This is a genomic window from Inquilinus sp. OTU3971 (assembly GCF_038440215.1).
In genome coordinates, this window is the sequence record NZ_JASATH010000079.1 from 1 (window position 1) to 17,186 (window position 17,186).

Sequence of the window (17,186 nt, forward strand, 5' to 3'; positions counted from 1 at the left end):
CCCCCCCCCCCCCCCCCCCCCCCCCCCCCCCCCCCCCCCCCCCGATGCAGGATTCGCTGCAGCACCAGCTCGTCGCCCAGGGTTTCGCCGGTCTCGACGAAGCCTTCGGAGGCGTAGAGCCGGCGGGCGGCGGCGTTGCCCGGCATCACGCCCAGCAGCACCCGTTCGCTGCGGGGCAGCCGGTCCATGATGGCGAGCGTCGCCCGCAGGGCGGAGCGGCCGAAGCCGCGGCCCTGGTAGCGGACATCGATCATCAGCCGGTAGATCCAGCGATGGCCGTCCTGCGGGTCCAGCGCGTGCATGACGAAGCCGACCGGCCCGCCATGAGAGGCGTCGCAGATTCCGAGCGCCGCGCACCAGGGCGAGCCGTCGGCCTCGGCGATCGACTCCGCATTGGAGGCGACGAAGCCCGACTGGTCCGGCGCGACCCGGAGCGAGCCGAACACGGCCCGGTCCTGCGCCGTGACCAGGGGGACAAGCCGCACCGCCGGCGCGGCCGGCTGGGGCGGCGCACGATATGCGTACATGATTGCAGTCCTATCCAGCGTCGAATGCCCCGCGGCCCGGGCGGCGATTTGCGGTCGCGCCCGGCCGGAGGCCGATGGAAGGCGGTCGATCTATCGACGGGAAGCGGCGGAGCGGAGCCCGGTGGCTCCGCCCCGCGCCCGTATCAAGATCGTAACCCGACGTCCCGTTTCAGATGCTCGCTCAGCGAGTCGGTATCGCGGGGTTTTCGGCGCGGCGTCACGAGGACGCGGCCCAGCTCCGCAAAGGCGACGACGACGAGCGACAGAGACGGACGGAAGGCACGCTTCTCGTTCGAAACGAACATGATGGTCTCCATGAGATTTGGAGGTGGAAAAACCGTCCGGCCGCCAGGGGTCGAGCCGATGAGGGTCGGACGGGGCGAATCCGCCAGGCGGGATGCCGGGCGGAATGGGGGTGGATAGTTTGAGGGACGATCGGATGCGGAGTCGTCGGAGGCGGCCCGTGAGGGACGTCCGGCGTGTCGGCAGCGATCAGGTCAGCGCAGGGAAGGTGTCAGGTCGTGAGTCGACGAAGACTGATCGTGCAGACGTTCAGGCGGCCTTGCCGCGATAAGCGAGAACGATGGTCATTGCACGATCCTCCCTGGAATTGGAGTAGGAGCGAGAGATACGGGATCGCCGCTGCGCTCCGCAAGCGCCTTTTCAAGGGGTCGCGCGAAGATGGCGCGGCGTTGCACGGAAGCCACAGTCGGCGAGGGCCAGCCGGAAAGGCTTGACGCTTCCCGCCGCCGAAGGGTCCATTACTCGGCCCGCCACGCTGCGCCGCCGGACAAAATGACCAAGACCTCGCTCGACGACGATGCCCTCGCCCTGCACGCCCAGGGCCGCCCCGGCAAGCTGGAGATCAGCGCCACCAAGCCGCTGACCACCCAGCGCGACCTGTCGCTGGCCTATTCCCCGGGCGTCGCCGCGCCGTGCCTCAGAATCCATGCCGACCCGGCCACGGCCTACGACTACACGGCCAAGGGCAACATCGTCGCCGTGATCTCGAACGGCACCGCGGTGCTGGGCCTGGGCGACCTCGGCGCTTTGGCCAGCAAGCCGGTGATGGAGGGCAAGGCCGTCCTGTTCAAGCGCTTCGCCGATGTCGACGGCTTCGACCTCGAGGTCGACACCCGCGACGTCGACGAGTTCGTCAACTGCGTGCGCTTCCTGGGCCCGTCCTTCGGCGGCATCAATCTCGAGGACATCAAGGCGCCGGACTGCTTCATCATCGAGGCGCGGCTGCGCGAGCTGCTGGACATCCCGGTGTTCCATGACGACCAGCACGGCACGGCGATCATCGCCGCCGCCGGGCTGATCAACGCGCTGGAGCTGACCGGCCGCAGCATCGGCGACACGCGCCTGGTGCTGAACGGCGCCGGCGCCGCCGCCATCGCCTGCGTCGAGCTGTTCAAGTCGCTGGGCGTGCCGGCGCAGAACATCATCCTGTGCGACAGCAAGGGCGTGATCTGGCAGGGCCGCACCGACGGCATGAACCAGTGGAAGGCGGCGCATGCCGTCGACACGCCGCACCGGACCCTGGCCGAGGCGGTCAGCGGCGCCGACGTGTTCATCGGCCTGTCGGTCAAGGGCGCGATGACGCAGGACATGGTCAAGTCGATGGCCGACAAGCCGATCGTCTTCGCCCTGGCCAACCCGGACCCGGAGATCGCGCCGGACGAGGTCAAGGCGGTGCGGCCCGACGCCATCATCGCCACCGGGCGGTCGGACTATCCGAACCAGATCAACAACGTCCTTGGCTTCCCCTACATCTTCCGCGGTGCGCTGGACGTCCGCGCCAGCACCATCAACGAGGCGATGAAGCTGGCCGCGGCCCATGCGCTGGCCCGGCTGGCCCGGCAGGACGTGCCGGACGAGGTCGACAGCGCCTATTCCGGCCGCCGGCTGCGCTACGGCCCCGACTACATCATCCCGGTGCCGTTCGACCCGCGGCTGATCGAGGAGATCCCGCTGGCGGTGGCCGAGGCGGCGATGGAATCGGGCGTCGCCCGCAAGCCGATCACCGACGTCGCCGCCTATCGCCAGAGCCTGCGCCGCCGCCTGGACCCGACCGCGGACAAGCTGCAGCTGATCTTCGACAAGGTGGCGTCGGCCGAGACCCGCGTGGTCTTCGCCGAGGGCGAGGAGGAGCGGACGATCCGTGCCGCCATCGCCTTCCGCGCCCAGGGCTACGGCACGCCGATCCTGATCGGGCGCGAGGAGCGGGTGCGCGAGACCATGGCCCGGATCGGCCTGCCCGAGGCGACCGCGGCCGAGCTGGAGATCCACAACGCCCGGCTGTCGCGGCACAATGAGCGCTATATCGACTTCGTCTATGGCCGGCTGCAGCGCCAGGGCCTGCTGCTGCGCGACGTGGCCCGCATGGTCAACCAGGGCCGCAACATCTTCGCCGCCTGCATGGTCGCGCATGGCGACGCCGACGCCATGGTCACCGGCCTGACCCGCAACTTCACCACCTGCTTCGAGGAGATCACCCGGGTGATCGACCCGGCGCCGGACCATGTGCCCTTCGGCCTGTCGATGCTGACGGTGCGCGGCGGCACGGTGCTGATCGCCGACACCACGGTGCATGAGCGGCCGGACCCGGAGCTTTTGGTCGACATCGCCCTGCAGGCCGCGGCCAAGGCCCGGGCACTGGGGCACGAGCCGCGCCTGGCTTTCGTCTCCTCCTCCAATTTCGGCCAGCCGATGCGCGAGTTCACCCAGCGCATCCGCGACGCGGTCACCATCATGGACGCCCGCGCCAAGGCCGGCGGGGTCGATTTCGAATATGACGGCGAGATGACCGCCGAGGTGGCGCTGGACTATGCGCTGATGAAGCGGCTGTACCCGTTCGCCCGCCTGTCCGGCCCGGCCAACCTCCTGATCATGCCGGCGCTGAACGCGGCCAATATCGGCGCCAAGATGATCCAGAAGCTGGCCGGCGCCTCGCTGATCGGCCCGCTGCTGTGCGGGCTGCAGAAGCCGGCGCAGGTTGTGCAGATGGGCGCCACGGTGAACGAGATCGTCACCGCGGCGGCGCTCGCGGCCTACGATGCGCTAGCCCAGCGGCGCTGACCGGCTTCGCTGCACCGCACAAAAAAGACGGGGCGATGCGCGGGGAGGGAATGGCTCGGCACTAGCCGTGGGGCTCGGTCCGCATTATGGTCCGCGCCCGGAACCCTCGAGGACCACAGACCAGGGCCGACATGGATATCAGCAAGATCGCGGTCGGGGTGAACCCGCCCTTCGACGTCAACGTCATCATCGAGAACCCCATGGGCGGGGTGCCGGTGAAGTACGAGCTCGACAAGGAATCGGGCGCGATGTTCGTCGACCGCTTCCTGCACACGGCGATGGCCTATCCGGGCAATTACGGCTTCGTCCCGCACACCCTGTCGGGCGACGGCGACCCGGTCGACGTCATCGTCGTCGGCCGCGAGCCGGTGATGCCCGGCGCCGTGCTGCGCGCCCGCCCGGTCGGCGTGCTGCTGATGGAGGACGAGGCCGGCCAGGACGAGAAGATCCTGGCGGTGCCGGTGTCGAAGCTGCACCCCTACTACAACAAGGTGCAGAGCTACGAGGACCTGCAGGAGATCCTGCGCGACCAGATCGCCCATTTCTTCGCCCACTACAAGGACCTGGAGAAGGGCAAGTGGGTCCGCATCATGGGCTGGGACGGCCCGCAGCGGGCGGCGGAGATGATCGTCGAAGGCATCGAGCGCGCCAAGGCCGACAAGAAGAACGCCGCGGAGTAATCCGATGAGCACCGCGCGGTGACCGCGTCGCTGGAGATCACGGTCGGTGACATCACCCGGCTACAGGTCGACGCGATCGTCAACGCGGCGAATGAGAGCCTGCTGGGCGGTGGCGGCGTCGACGGCGCCATCCACCGCGCCGCAGGCCCCGAGTTGCTCGCCGAATGCCGGACCCTGGGCCGCTGCCCGACCGGCGAGGCCCGCATCACCAGAGGCTACCGGCTGCCGGCGCGGCATGTGATCCATTGCGTCGGCCCGGTCTGGCATGGCGGCGGCCGGGGCGAGGACGAGCTCCTGGCCGGCTGCTATTGCGCCGCGCTGCGCCTGGCGCAGGAGAATGGCTGCGCCGGCATCGCCTTCCCGGCCATCAGCACCGGCATCTACCGCTTCCCGCCCGACCGCGCCGCCGGCATCGCCGTGGCCACGGTGAAGGAGATGCTGCCCGAGGCGCCGGCGGTGCGGCGCGTGATCTTCTGCTGCTTCGATGAGGCCATGGCCGAGCGGTATCGGGCGGAGATGGGGGATGCCAGTCAGCCCTCGCCGGGCAAGACCTGACTCACAGTCCCATTCGTGGTAGAGTAATCTTCGGTATTACCGGAGAGTACCCGATGCCACCCCTCTCGGCCACGCCGCTCAAACTCGAGCCGGAGCTGAAGGACCGGATCCGCAGACTGGCGGAATCCAAGCGCCGCTCGGCCAATTTCCTGATGCGCGAAGCAATCGCCGAATATGTCGAGCGCGAGGAAAAGCGGGAACAACTGCGGCAAGATGCACTGGCAGCATGGGCCGCCTATCAGGCCGACGGGCTTCATGTCACGGCCGAGGAAGCCGACATCTGGCTGAAGAAGCTCGAGGCTGGAGAGGATGCGGAACCGCCTGAGTGCCACACCTGATCTGGTCGCCGGCAGCCCTTCGAGACGTTGACCGCCTGCATAGGTTGCTCGCAGCAAAGAATCGCGATGCAGCGCAACGGGTGGTTCGATCGATCCGCGAAGGGGTGACAGCCCTGGCGCGACATCCCGATGCCGGCCGCCCGGCGGAAGGCATGGAGCCAGAGTTCCGCGAATGGATCATCCCGTTCGGCCGCGACGCCTATCTGGCTCTCTATCGCCATACAGGCTCAGACGTCGTCATCCTGGCCGTTCGGCACGGTCGCGAAGCAGGATACTGAGGGCGACATCCCCGCTTGAGCCCGCGCCTTCCGTCCGCCACCCTGGGGCGGTGGTTTCCGGCGGGAGCCTGCGATGTCGGTGCGCAACCTGGATGCCCTGTTCCGACCGGCCTCGATCGCCCTGATCGCCGACGGGCCGGTCGGCGCCGTGCTGGCCCGCAACCTGTTCGCCGGCGGCTTCGACGGGCCGGTGATGCCGGTCACCCCCGGAACCCGGTCGGTCGGCAGCACCCTCGCCTACCCCTCGGTCGCGGCCCTGCCGATGGCGCCGGACCTGGCGGTGATCGCAGCGCCGCCCGACGCCCTGCCGGCGTTGATCGCCGAGTTGGGCGGCCGCGGCACCCGCGCCGCCGCCATCGTCGGCACCGACCGGCCGTCCGCGGCCGCGGCGACGGAGGCCGCCCGGCGCCAGGTGATGCTGGACGCGGCGCGGCCGCATCTGCTGCGCATCCTCGGCCCCGACGGCTTCGGGCTGATGGCGCCGCATCACGGCGTCAACGCCAGCCTGGGCCATGTCGCGCCGAAGGCCGGCGACCTGGCCTTCGTCAGCCAGTCCGGCGCCGTGGCCGCAGCGGTGCTGGACCGGGCGACCCGGCGCGGCATCGGCTTCAGCCATGTCGTGTCGCTGGGCGGCATGGCGGATGTCGATTTCGGCGACATGCTGGACTGGCTGGCCGCCGATGCCCGCACCCGCGCCGTGCTGCTGCACATCGAGACCATCAGCCACGCCCGCAAGTTCCTGTCGGCCGCCCGCCTGGCCGCCCGCACCCGGCCGGTGGTGGTGATCCGGCCCGGCCGCGGCGACACTGGCGCCGGCGACGCCGACGGGCTGATCGGGCCGGATGCGGTGTATGACGCCGCCTTCCGCCGCGCCGGCATGCTGCGGGTGTTCGACCTGGCCGAGCTGTTCGACGCGGTCGAGACCCTGGCCAGCGGACTAAAGGTGAACGGCGAAAGGCTGGCGATCCTGACCAATGGCGCGGGCCTCGGCCTGCTGGCCGCCGAGGCGCTGGCCGATTCCGGCGGGACCCTGGCCGTGCCGATGCCGGCGACCCTGGCGCGGCTGCAGGCGGCCGGCACCGATGCCTCCGGCCCGATCGACCTGGGCGACGCGGCGCCGGCCGACCGCTTCGCCCGGGCGTTGGAGACGCTGCTGGCCGATCCCGGCCGCGACGCCGTCCTGGTGGTGAACGGGCCGAGCGCCATCGCCGACCCGGTCGAGGCAGCCCGGGCGGTGACCGGCGTGGTCGCCGCGGCGGCCAAGCGCGACGGCAGGCGGCCGCCGGTGCTGGCGAGCTGGCTGGGCGCCGCCGCCGAGACCAGGCGCCTGTTCGCCGAGGCCCATATCCCCGCCTATGACACGCCGGGCCAGGCGGCCCGCGCCTTCATGCATCTGGCCCGGCACCGGCGGAACCAGGGGCTGCTGATGCAGACGCCGCCGGCCCTGCCGGAGGAGTTCCAGCCGGATGCCGACGCCGCCCGGGCGGTGATCGCCGCGGCGCTGGCCGAGGGCCGGGCCGAGCTGACCCCGGCCGAGGCGCGGTCGGTGCTCGATGCCTACCGCATCCCGCTGCTGCCCGAAGGCGCCGCGGCTCCGCCCGAGTCGCATCCGCTGGTGCTGGGGATCGACGAGGACCCGGTGTTCGGCCCGGTGCTGCTGTTCGGCCAGGGCGGCGCCGCGGCCGAGCTGCTGCATGACGGCGTCGCCGCCCTGCCGCCGCTGAACGCGGTGCTGGCACGCGACCTGATGATGCGCGCCCGGGTGTGGCGGCTGCTGCAGGGCTATCGCGGCCGGCCGGCGGCCGACCTCGAGGCCGTGGCGCTGACCCTGGTCAAGCTGTCGCAGCTGGCCGCCGACCTGTCGGAGGTGGCGGCGCTGCGAATCAACCCGCTGCTGGCCGGCGCCGGCGGCGTGCTGGCGCCCGGCGCCGAGATCCGGGTGCAGCCGCCGCTGCCGCCGGGCACGCCGCGCTTCGCCATCCGGCCCTATCCGCAGCGGCTGGTGCAGCACCTGGCGCTGCGCGACGGGCGCGAGGTCACGCTGCGGCCGGTGCGGCCCGAGGACGAGCCGGCGATCCAGGAGATGCTGCAGCGGTCCAGCCCCGAGGATGTGCGGCTGCGCTTCTTCAGCGCCATGCGCAGCTTCAGCCACGAATTCGCCGCCCGGCTGACCCAGCTCGACTACGACCGCGAGATGGCGCTGGCGGCCGAGGCCGAGGAGGACGGGCGGCGGGTGATCCTGGGCGCGGTGCGCATCATCGCCGACCCGGACGGCGAGACCGCGGAATACGGCATCATGGTGCGCTCCGACCTCAAGGGCCAGGGCCTCGGCCACCGGCTGATGACCGAGATCATCGACTATGCCCGCGGCCGCGGCCTGAAGCGGATCTTCGGCGAGGTGCTGCGGGAGAACGTGACCATGCTGCGCATGGCCGGAGAGCTCGGATTCGCCCGCGCGGACGTGCCGGACGAGCCCGGCATCATTCATGTGACGATTTCGCTCGACGATATGCCCGCTCTCAGTCAGCATTCTGCCTAGGGATCCAGTTGCCCAGGGGGATGGGTGACTGGTGTTTTTCCTCTTTGAATGAACGACTTGTCCGTATACGTTGAGGGCCTGCGTTAATTTTGGGGCCCGCGGCGATGCCGCTGGGCTTTTGGGTTTGGGGGAGCTTGGAGGGGAAGATGCCAGGGACATTCCGCTGGACCAGGACGGTTGCGGCCACGGCCTTGCTCGCGGGGCTGCTTGCCGCCTGCGCCGAGGCGCCGAAGCCCAAACCGGTGGTCGCCAGCGGCCCCTGGGGCGCCGAGATCCACGACGCCTCGCGCCGCTTCAACATCCCCGAGGAGTGGATCCGCGCGGTGATGCATGTGGAGAGCGGCGGCCAGACCCATTGGAAGGGCGGCCAGCCGATCACCAGCCATGCCGGCGCCATGGGGCTGATGCAAGTCATGCCCGGCACCTATGACGAGCTGCGCTACGCCCACGGCCTGGGCCCGGATGCCTATGAGCCGCGCGACAACATCCTGGCCGGCGCCGCCTATATCCGCGAGATGTACGACCTGTACGGCTATCCCGGCTTCCTCGGCGCCTACAATGCCGGGCCGGAGCGGTACCGCCAGTATGTCGAGGAAGGCCGGCCGCTGCCGCGCGAGACCGAGCGCTACATGGACATCATCGCGCCGCAGATCGCCGGCATCATGCCGGGCCAGGGCGGCAGCGACCGGATGACCCAATACGCCGCCGCCCAGATCCAGCAGAAGGTGCCGGCGCCGATCCGCATGGCGCCGATCCCCGACGGATCCTCGCGGCGCAACACCACCGTGGTGGCGGCGATGCAGCCGATCCCGGACGGCTCGTCGATGCGGAACACGACGGTGGTCGCCGCGATGCAGCCGATTCCCGATGGCTCCTCGACCCGGAACAGCACCGTGGTCGCAGCGATGCAGCCGATCCCGGACGGGTCGAGCACCGCCTCGGCGCTGCCGCCGGTCCGCGTGGTACAGCAGCCCGGCGTGGTGCGGATGCAGCCGATCCCGGATGGCGCCAGCACCCAGGTCGCCGCGGCCGCCCCGGTGGCGCGCCAGGTCGCTCCGGCCCCGGTCCGAATGGCCCCGATCCCCGACGGCAGCACCCAGGTCGCCGCCGCGGCCCCGGTCGCCCGTCCGGCGCCGATCCGCATGGCCCCGATCCCGGATGCGCCGTCGGCACAGATCGCGGCCGTCGCGCCGGCCCCGGTCCCTGCCGCCCGCGTGGCCGTGGCGCCGACCCGGATGGCGCCGATCCCCGACGCCCCGCCGGTCCGCGTCGCCTCGGCGGCCAAGCCCGCGCGCGCCCCGGCGCTCCAGCAGGTCGCCGACGCCGCCGAGCCGCGGCGCCAGGCCAACGGCCTGCCCACCGGCTGGTTCGTGCCGAGCGCCCCGGGCAACTGACGCTCTGTTCAAGAAAAAGCCCGCGCCGCCGAAGGGTGGCGCGGGCTTTTTCTTTGGGTAGCCGAAATTGATTGCCTCTCCCGCTTGCGGGAGAGGTCGGAGACGCGAAGCGGCTCCTGGTGAGGGCGTCTCGGCCTCGACACCCGGGTCAGCGTTTCAGGACTGGGCGGATCCTGCGCTCGCTCACGCTGAGGCCTGTGAGCTTGACACGGCCGCTATCCCCTCACCCGGACATCCTTCGGATGTCCGACCTCTCTCGCAAGCGGGAGAGGCAACCCGTTCCTGGATTCGCGGCTGCCCTCACCAGCCTCACGCCGCGTCGGGCAGGCCGGCGGGGCGGCGGTAGCTCCAGGCGCCGAGCGGCGGCAGGTTGCGCCAGACGAAATCGACCATCCGGCCCTGCAACCCCAGCTTACGCCGCGGCAGCGGCGACAGGATCTGGTTGGTCAGCTGCAGGAAGCGCCCCGACCGCCCCATGCGGGCGAAGGCGGCGTCGATGATGCGGCGCTGCAGGTCGAGCGGGAACCAGATGATCGGCAGGCTGGACGCCACCATCGACAGCCGGCGGATCCCCGCGGCGTCCAGCATCGGTCCGATCTCGGCCACGTCGCCCTCCAGCACCGTGACGCCGGGGAAGCGCTGGCGCAGCACGGCGCAGAATTCGGGCATCTTCTCGACCAGGATCAGCTTCTCGGGCGGCAGCCCGGTCGCCAGCAGCCCTTCGGTCAGGCTGCCGCTGCCGGCGCCGAGCTCGAGCACCGGGTCGCTGCAGCGGGGGTCGATGTGCCGGGCGAAGGCGCGGGCCACGGCGGGGCCTGACGGCGCCCAGGCCGCGACCTTCAGCGGCGAGCGGAACCACAACCGGACATACAGCCAGGAATCCTTGCTCATTCGACACACCTCCGTGCCGTTCGTCGGGACAACCGTCTGTCGTTGCTGAGAGTTCCCGGGCTCAGGCCTGCGCCTGGACGTCGAGCGAATAGCCGGCGGAGCGGACGGTGCGGATCAGGTCGGTCTCGCTGTCGTCGTTCAGCGCCTTGCGCAGGCGCCGGATATGGACGTCGACGGTGCGCGGCTCGACATAGACGTCGTGGCCCCAGACGATGTCGAGCAGCTGCTCGCGGCTGAACACCCGGCCGGGATGCTGCATGAAGTGGCGCAGCAGGCGGAACTCGGTCGGGCCGAGATGCACGTCGCGGTTGCCGCGGCGGACGCGGTGGCCGCCGAGATCCATGCTGAGATCGGCGTAGCTGAGGATGTCGCCGGCGCTGGACGGCGAGGTCCGGCGCAGCACCGCCTTGATCCGGGCCATCAGCTCCGGCGTCGAGAACGGCTTGGCGACATAGTCGTCGGCGCCGGAATCGAGGCCGCGGACGCGGTCCCCCTCCTCGCCCCGCGCGGTCAGCATGATCACCGGGATGTCGCGGGTCTTGGCGCCGCGGCGCAGCTGGCGGCAGACCTCGATGCCGGAGAGATGCGGCAGCATCCAGTCGAGCAGCACCAGGTCCGGGCGCTGTTCGCTGGCCAGCAGCAGCGCCTCCTCGCCGTCATAGGCGGCAAGGACGCGGAAGCCCTCGCGCTCGAGGTTGTAGGTCAGGAGGGTGACGAGGTCGACTTCGTCCTCGACCACCAGAACCAGCGGCTGGATGCCGGCCCTCATGCGTTCTCCTCCGGCTTGGCCTCGGGGGTGACGACGGTGAAGGAGGAGGAGTCGCCCTTCGGCCGCGCGTCCTTCACCGGCTTGCCCGTGAGCAGGAAGTGGATCAGCTCGGCGATGTTGGTGGCGTGGTCGCCGATCCGCTCGATGTTCTTGGCGATGAACAGCAGATGGGTGCAGGGGGTGATGTTGCGCGGATCCTCCATCATGTAGGTAAGGGTCTCGCGGAACAGGCTGGTGTAGAGGTCGTCGACCGATTCGTCCTGGCGCCAGGCCGACAGCGCCTTCTCCAGGTCGCGCTCGGTGTAGGCGTCGAGCACGTCCTTGATGATCTGCTGCACCATCCGGCCCATGCGCGGCAGCGTCGCCACCGGCCGGACCACCGGCACCTGGGCCAGGGCCAGGGACCGCTTGGCGATGTTGGCGGCGTAGTCGCCGATCCGCTCGAGATCCGAGGCGATGCGCAGGGCCGAGATCACCTCGCGCAGATCGGCCGCGAAGGGCTGGCGCAGGGCCAGGATCTGGACCACCGCGGCGTCGACCGAGGCCTCGTAGGCGTCCATCTGCTCGTCGCTGCGCATCACCCGGCCGGCGAGGTCGGCGTCGCGCCGCACCACCGCCTGGATGGCGAGCTCAAGCTGGCTCTCGGCCAGGCCGCCCATCTGCACGATGGTGCGGCGCAGGGCCTCGAGCTCCTGGTCGAAGGACTTGACGATATGTTCGTTTGCCATGGCGCTGATCCTTCTGCCCCCCGGCTCAGCCGAAGCGGCCGGTGATGTAGCTGTGCGTCCGCTCGTTCTTCGGGCTGGTGAACAGCTCCGACGTCTCGCCGAACTCGACCAGCTCGCCAAGATACATGAAGGCGGTGAAGTCGGCGGCGCGGGCCGCCTGCTGCATGTTGTGGGTGACGATCGCGATCGTGTAGTCGGTCTTCAGCTCGTCGATCAGCTCCTCGATCTTAGCGGTCGAGATCGGGTCGAGCGCCGAGGTCGGCTCGTCGAGCAGCAGCACGTCGGGCTGCATCGCCACGGTGCGGGCGATGCACAGGCGCTGCTGCTGGCCGCCGGACAGGCTGGTGCCGCTCTTCTTCAGCTTGTCCTTGACCTCGTCCCACAGTGCGGCGCGGCGCAGCGCCGCCTCGATCCGGCTGTCCATCTCGGCCTGGTCGAGCTTCTCGTACAGCCGGATGCCGAAGGCGACGTTGTCGTAGATCGACATCGGGAACGGCGTCGGCTTCTGGAACACCATGCCGACGCGGGCCCGCAGCAGGTTCACATCCTGCTTCGAGCTGAGGATGTTCTCGCCGTCCAGCAGCACCTCGCCGGCGGCGCGCTGCTTCGGATACAGGTCGTACATCCGGTTCAGGATGCGCAGCAGCGTCGACTTCCCGCAGCCCGAGGGACCGATGAAGGCGGTCACGCAGCGCTCGTACAGCGGCAGGCTGATCTTCTTCAGCGCCTCGTTGTCATCGTAGAAGAAGGACAGGTTGCGGACCGAGATCTTCTCGCGCAGATCGCGGCCGAGATCGGTCGGACGCTGGACATTGATGTTCATGTCGAGCGTCGTCACCTGAGCACCATTGCCTGTCATGACCGTCAGCCCTGCTTGCCGCCGAGCGAGGAGAGCGCCCGGGCGATGATGTTGAGAAGAAGGATCGTCGCCGTGATCAGAAGCGCGCCGCCCCAGGCCAGGCGCTGCCAGTCCTCGTAAGGGCTGAGCGCGAACTGGAAGATGACCACCGGCAGGTTGGCCATCGGCGCGTTCATGTCCGTGCTCCAGAACTGGTTGTTCAGGGCGGTGAACAGCAGCGGCGCGGTCTCGCCGCTGATCCGGGCCACCGCCAGCAGCACGCCGGTGATCATGCCGTTGCGCGCGGCCCGGTAGCAGATCATCAACACCACCTTCCACTGCGGCGAGCCCAGCGCCGCGGCGGCCTCGCGCAGGGTGTTCGGCACCAGCTTCAGCATGTCCTCGGTGGTGCGGATCACCACCGGCATGGCGATGATCGACAGGGCCACGGCACCGGCCCAGGCCGAGAAATGGCCCATCGACGACACCATGATCTCGTAGACGAACAGGCCGATCACGATCGAAGGCGCGCTGAGCAGGATGTCGTTGATGAAGCGGATCACCTCCGCCAGCTTGCTGGTCTTGCCGAACTCGGCCAGATAGGTGCCGGCGAGGATGCCGATCGGGGTGCCGATCAGCGTGCCGACCACGGTCATGATCAGGCTGCCGAAGATCGCGTTCAGCAGGCCGCCCCCCTCGCCCGGAGGCGGCGGGGTGGATTCGGTGAACAGGGCCGGCGTGATGGCGGAGAGGCCGTTGGCCACCAGCGTCGCGAGAATCCAGACCAGCCACATCAGGCCGAAGGCGGCGGCACCGACCGAGATGGCCAGCGCCGCCTTGTTGACGGCGCGACGCCGGGCGTAGAGTGCGGATGAAGCCGGCATGTCCTAGCCCCCCGTCTTGCGCTGCAGCCGCAGCAGCTGGATCTTGGCCAGCGCCAGGACGATGAAGGTGATGACGAAGAGCACGAGGCCCAGCGCGATCAGCGACGAGGTGTAGAGGTCGCCGACGGCCTCGGTGAACTCATTGGCGATCGAGGCCGAGATGGTGGTGCCCGGCGCCAGGATCGAGTTCGAGATGCGGTGGGCGTTGCCGATGACGAAGGTCACCGCCATGGTCTCGCCCAGCGCCCGGCCGAGGCCGAGCATGACGCCGCCGACCACGCCGACGCGGCTGTAGGGCAGCACCACCTTCCACACCACCTCCCAGGTCGTGGCCCCCAGGCCGTAGGCCGATTCCTTGAGCAGCGGCGGCACCGTCTCGAACACGTCGCGCATGATCGAGGTGATGAAGGGCAGCACCATGATCGCCAGGATCAGCCCGGCGGTGAAGATGCCGATGCCGTAGGGCGGGCCGGCAAAGAAGATGCCGATCCAGGGGAGCTTACCGAGCGTCTGGATCAGGAAGGGCTGCACCGTCTGCTGCAGGATCGGCGCCAGCACGAAGAAACCCCAGATGCCGTAGATGATGCTGGGGATGCCGGCCAGGAGCTCGATGGCGATGCCGAGCGGCCGCTTCAGCACCGGAGGGCACAGCTCGGTCAGGAAGATGGCGATGCCGAAGCTGATCGGGACGCCGATCACCATGGCGATCAGCGAGGTCATCAGCGTGCCGTAGATCGGCGCCAGTGCGCCGAACTTCTCCGTGACCGGGTTCCAGACCTCGTTGGCGACGAAGCCGAAGCCGAAGGTCTGCAGCGCCGGCATGGCGCCGATGATCAGCGACAGGATCACCCCGCCGAGGATCGCCAGCACCAGCACGGCGAAGAACAGCGTGACCAGGCGGAAGCCGGTGTCTGTCGCGCGCTGGCGCCGCGCGGTCCGCGCGTCGATCCGCGGCCCGATCTTCTGATAGGTGGCATCCACCATCGATCACCTTGCCCTGGAAACCGGCGGCGCCGTGCGTAAATTCGCACGGCGCCCAATCGATCAGCCGTTGCCGGCGATCACTTCGAGGCGGTCCAGACCGGCTTGCCGTCGGCGCCCTTGATGCTGTCGGCCCAGGTCTTGTGGACCATGTCGACAACCGCATCCGGCATCGGCACGTAGTCGAGATCCTCGGCCAGCTTGTCCTGGCCGTAGGCCCAGGCGAAGAACTGCAGCGCGGTGGCCGACGCGGCCTGATCCTGCGGCTGCTTGTACATCAGGATGAAGCTGGCGCCGGTGATCGGCCAGCTCTCGGCACCCGGCTCGTTGGTCAGGATGACGTAGTAGCCCTTGGCATTGGCCCAGTCGGCGGCCGAGGCCGCGGCCTGGAAGCTCTTGATCGTCGGGTCGACCGCCTTGCCGTCCTTGTTGACCAGCTTGATGTAGGTCAGCTTGTTCTGCTTGGCGTAGGCATATTCGACGTAGCCGATGGCGCCTTCGGTCTGCTTGGCGGTGTTGGCGACGCCCTCATTGCCCTTGGCGCCGATGCCGGCCGGCCACTGCACCGAGGAGTTGGCGCCGACCGTGTCCTTGAACTTGGCGTTCACCGACGAGAGATAGGTGGTGAACAGGAAGTTGGTGCCCGACCCGTCCGACCGGTAGGCCGGGGCGATGGCGGTGTCCGGCAGCTCGACGCCCGGGTTCAGCGCCTTGATCTTGTCGTCGTTCCAGGCGGTGATGTCGCCGAGATAGATCTGCGCGACCAGGTCGCCGCTGAGGATCAGCTGGCCCGGCGCGACGCCCGGGATGTTCACCACCGGCACGACGCCGCCCATGATCATCGGGAACTGCACGAGGCCGGCGGCGTCGAGGTCCTCCGGCTTCAGCGGCATGTCCGAGGCGCCGAAGGTGACGGTCTTTTCCTTGATCTGCTTGATGCCGCCGCCCGAGCCGATCGACTGGTAGTTCAGGCCGATGCCGCTTTCCTTCTTATAGGCGTCGGCCCACTTGGCGTAGACCGGGTAGGGGAAGGTGGCGCCGGCGCCGGAAATATCGGCCGCCTGGGACGCGCCCGCCACGAGCGCAACCGCCGCGCCGAGCACCGCGCTGCGGAGGATGGTTCGTGAAAAAAGCTTCACGCGAATCTCCTGTGGTGGTGGGACGAGCCCTGCAGCGTCGTCCGTCACGGCGGAGGCCGTGTTCGACAGCAGGCTATAGTCGCCGCCACAGAAGCTTTTAAGACAGTTCAGTTACAGTTTTATGAAGGCCCCGGCCGACCGGCTTGCCGCCTGGGGCGGCGGGCAGATGCACGGTGAAAACGCTGCCGCGGCCGACCTCGCTGTCGATCTCCAGCCGGCCGCGATGGCGGCTGACGATGTGCTTGACGATGGCGAGGCCCAAGCCAGTGCCGCCGACGGCGCGGCTGCGCGCCGGGTCGACGCGGTAGAATCGCTCGGTCAGCCGCGGCAGGTGCTCGCGGGCGATGCCGTCGCCCTGGTCGGTGACGCTGACGACGAGGCTGCTCCGCCGTCCCTCCGCCGCCGGCCGCGCGGACAGGCCGACGACGCCGCCCTGCTTGCCGTAGTTGATCGCGTTCGACACCAGGTTCTGGAACACCTGGTACAGCTGGTCCGAATCCCCAACCACCGGGGGCAGGTCGGGCGCCAGGTCGAGCTCGAGCCGCTGCGCCTTGCGCTGGGCCTTGAGCTCGAGCGCGTCGGCCACCGACTGCAGCAGCGGGCCGACCGCCACCCGCCCGGTCGGCGGCACATGCTCGTCCAGCTCGATGCGGGACAGCGACAACAGGTCGTTGACCAGCCGCGACATCCGTTCGGCCTGCTGCTGCATGATACCGAGGAAGCGCTCGCGCGCCGCCGAATCATCCCGCGCCGGGCCGCGCAGCGTCTCGATGAAGCCCATCAGGCTGGACAGCGGCGTGCGCAGCTCGTGGCTGGCATTGGCGACGAAATCGGCCCGCATCTGCTCGACCCGCTTGGTCGCGGTCAGGTCGTAGAAGGTAACCAGCAGCGCCGGCTCGGGCCGGTCGCCGGATTCGCGCTCGCCGGCATCGCCGCGCCGCTCGAAGCGCTGGATGCGGACCTCGAACTCGCGCTCGATCGGCACCGGCAGGTTCAGCGCCACGGTCTGGATCGGGCCGCCGGCGAGGACGGCGTCGACCGCGGCGACGATCTCCGGATGGCGGATCGCCTCGGCCATGTCGCGGCCCAGCAGCCGGTCGCCGAACAGCCGCCCGGCGGCCTCGTTGGCGCGCAGCACGCTGCGGTCGCCGGCCAGCACCAGGATCGGGTCGTCCTGCGCCTCCAGGATCTCCGACGCGGTCTGCAGCTCGACCGCCAGGCTGCGCTCGCGGCCGCGGGCGTGGCGCTGCAGCCGCTGCAGGTGCAGGAACAGGATCTGGCCGATCTCGGTCGAGGGCCGCGGCGGCCGCTCCGGCGCCTCGGCGGTCGACGCCTCGATGTGCCGGCGCAGCAGGTCGAGGTCGCGCAGCAAGCGCCAGGCGAAGACGCCGGCGACGCCGACCACCGCCACCACGCCACCCACCGCCAGCCAGACACCGATCCCGCCAGACCCGTGCGACAGCAGCAGCAGCGCGATCACCAGGGCGGCGATCACCCCGATGCCGAACAGGTGGCGATAGATCGGTCCGGCCATGCACACGTGCCCCGAGCAGCGAGCCCCAGA

At 69.7% G+C, this 17,186-nt stretch carries 17 protein-coding genes; 7 read left to right on the forward strand and 10 right to left on the reverse strand.

Annotated features, from left to right (window positions below):
* Together AAHM41_RS19980 and AAHM41_RS19985 are read right to left on the reverse strand one after the other, a co-directional pair.
* A partial coding sequence (locus AAHM41_RS19980) for a GNAT family N-acetyltransferase (RefSeq protein WP_342238332.1) occupies positions 1-527 on the reverse strand: 527 nt, incomplete at its 3' end.
* 143 nt (positions 528-670) lie between these two features.
* The gene (locus AAHM41_RS19985; protein ID WP_342238333.1) at positions 671-832 is read right to left on the reverse strand and encodes a hypothetical protein; all 162 of its coding nucleotides are present in this window, start codon (positions 830-832) and stop codon (positions 671-673) included.
* Positions 833-1,322: 490 nt separating this feature from the next.
* Here AAHM41_RS19985 and AAHM41_RS19990 point away from each other — a divergent pair, with 490 nt between their 5' ends.
* The 7 genes from AAHM41_RS19990 (at position 1,323) to AAHM41_RS20020 (ending at position 9,392) form a co-directional block, all read left to right on the forward strand.
* Positions 1,323-3,608, forward strand: a complete 2,286-nt coding sequence (locus tag AAHM41_RS19990; protein ID WP_342238334.1) for an NADP-dependent malic enzyme — start codon at positions 1,323-1,325, stop codon at positions 3,606-3,608.
* A 131-nt stretch (positions 3,609-3,739) separates the two neighbouring features.
* Entirely contained in the window at positions 3,740-4,288 is a 549-nt protein-coding gene (gene ppa, locus AAHM41_RS19995; RefSeq protein WP_088156333.1) for an inorganic diphosphatase, read from the forward strand.
* A gap of 18 nt (positions 4,289-4,306) precedes the next feature.
* On the forward strand, positions 4,307-4,843 hold the full coding sequence (locus AAHM41_RS20000; protein WP_342238335.1) for an O-acetyl-ADP-ribose deacetylase: 537 nt from the start codon (positions 4,307-4,309) through the stop codon (positions 4,841-4,843).
* A gap of 53 nt (positions 4,844-4,896) precedes the next feature.
* Positions 4,897-5,181, forward strand: coding sequence for a CopG family ribbon-helix-helix protein (locus AAHM41_RS20005; RefSeq protein WP_342238336.1), 285 nt, complete (start codon positions 4,897-4,899; stop codon positions 5,179-5,181).
* Entirely contained in the window at positions 5,169-5,459 is a 291-nt protein-coding gene (locus tag AAHM41_RS20010) for a type II toxin-antitoxin system RelE/ParE family toxin (protein WP_342238337.1), read from the forward strand. Before AAHM41_RS20005 ends, AAHM41_RS20010 begins: the two co-directional genes overlap by 13 nt.
* Positions 5,460-5,532: 73 nt before the next feature.
* Positions 5,533-7,998 (forward strand): bifunctional acetate--CoA ligase family protein/GNAT family N-acetyltransferase, encoded by a 2,466-nt coding sequence (locus AAHM41_RS20015; protein ID WP_342238338.1) that lies wholly within the window; start codon positions 5,533-5,535, stop codon positions 7,996-7,998.
* A gap of 146 nt (positions 7,999-8,144) precedes the next feature.
* A complete protein-coding gene (locus AAHM41_RS20020; protein WP_342238339.1) occupies positions 8,145-9,392 on the forward strand; it encodes a lytic transglycosylase domain-containing protein in 1,248 nt (415 codons plus the stop codon).
* 309 nt (positions 9,393-9,701) lie between these two features.
* On the opposite strand, the gene AAHM41_RS20025 is transcribed toward AAHM41_RS20020, so the two are convergent.
* The 8 genes from AAHM41_RS20025 to AAHM41_RS20060 form a co-directional block, all read right to left on the reverse strand.
* Positions 9,702-10,283 carry a class I SAM-dependent methyltransferase gene (locus AAHM41_RS20025; RefSeq protein ID WP_342238340.1) on the reverse strand — a complete coding sequence of 194 codons (582 nt, stop codon included), beginning with the start codon at positions 10,281-10,283 and terminating at the stop codon, positions 9,702-9,704.
* 61 nt (positions 10,284-10,344) lie between these two features.
* Positions 10,345-11,052, reverse strand: coding sequence for a phosphate regulon transcriptional regulator PhoB (gene phoB, locus AAHM41_RS20030; RefSeq protein WP_342238341.1), 708 nt, complete (start codon positions 11,050-11,052; stop codon positions 10,345-10,347).
* Positions 11,049-11,780, reverse strand: coding sequence for a phosphate signaling complex protein PhoU (gene phoU, locus AAHM41_RS20035; RefSeq protein WP_342238342.1), 732 nt, complete (start codon positions 11,778-11,780; stop codon positions 11,049-11,051). Before phoU ends, phoB begins: the two co-directional genes overlap by 4 nt.
* Positions 11,781-11,805: 25 nt before the next feature.
* Positions 11,806-12,639, reverse strand: coding sequence for a phosphate ABC transporter ATP-binding protein PstB (gene pstB / locus AAHM41_RS20040; protein WP_446719467.1), 834 nt, complete (start codon positions 12,637-12,639; stop codon positions 11,806-11,808).
* Between the two features lie 5 nt (positions 12,640-12,644).
* On the reverse strand, positions 12,645-13,502 hold the full coding sequence (pstA, locus tag AAHM41_RS20045; protein ID WP_342238343.1) for a phosphate ABC transporter permease PstA: 858 nt from the start codon (positions 13,500-13,502) through the stop codon (positions 12,645-12,647).
* A 3-nt stretch (positions 13,503-13,505) separates the two neighbouring features.
* Positions 13,506-14,486 carry a phosphate ABC transporter permease subunit PstC gene (gene pstC / locus AAHM41_RS20050; protein WP_342238344.1) on the reverse strand — a complete coding sequence of 327 codons (981 nt, stop codon included), beginning with the start codon at positions 14,484-14,486 and terminating at the stop codon, positions 13,506-13,508.
* Positions 14,487-14,563: 77 nt separating this feature from the next.
* Positions 14,564-15,622 (reverse strand): phosphate ABC transporter substrate-binding protein PstS, encoded by a 1,059-nt coding sequence (pstS, locus tag AAHM41_RS20055; RefSeq protein ID WP_342238345.1) that lies wholly within the window; start codon positions 15,620-15,622, stop codon positions 14,564-14,566.
* Positions 15,623-15,719: 97 nt separating this feature from the next.
* Positions 15,720-17,156: an ATP-binding protein gene (locus AAHM41_RS20060; protein WP_342238346.1), complete on the reverse strand. Its 1,437-nt coding sequence runs from the start codon at positions 17,154-17,156 to the stop codon at positions 15,720-15,722.
* Positions 17,157-17,186 lie beyond the last annotated feature (30 nt).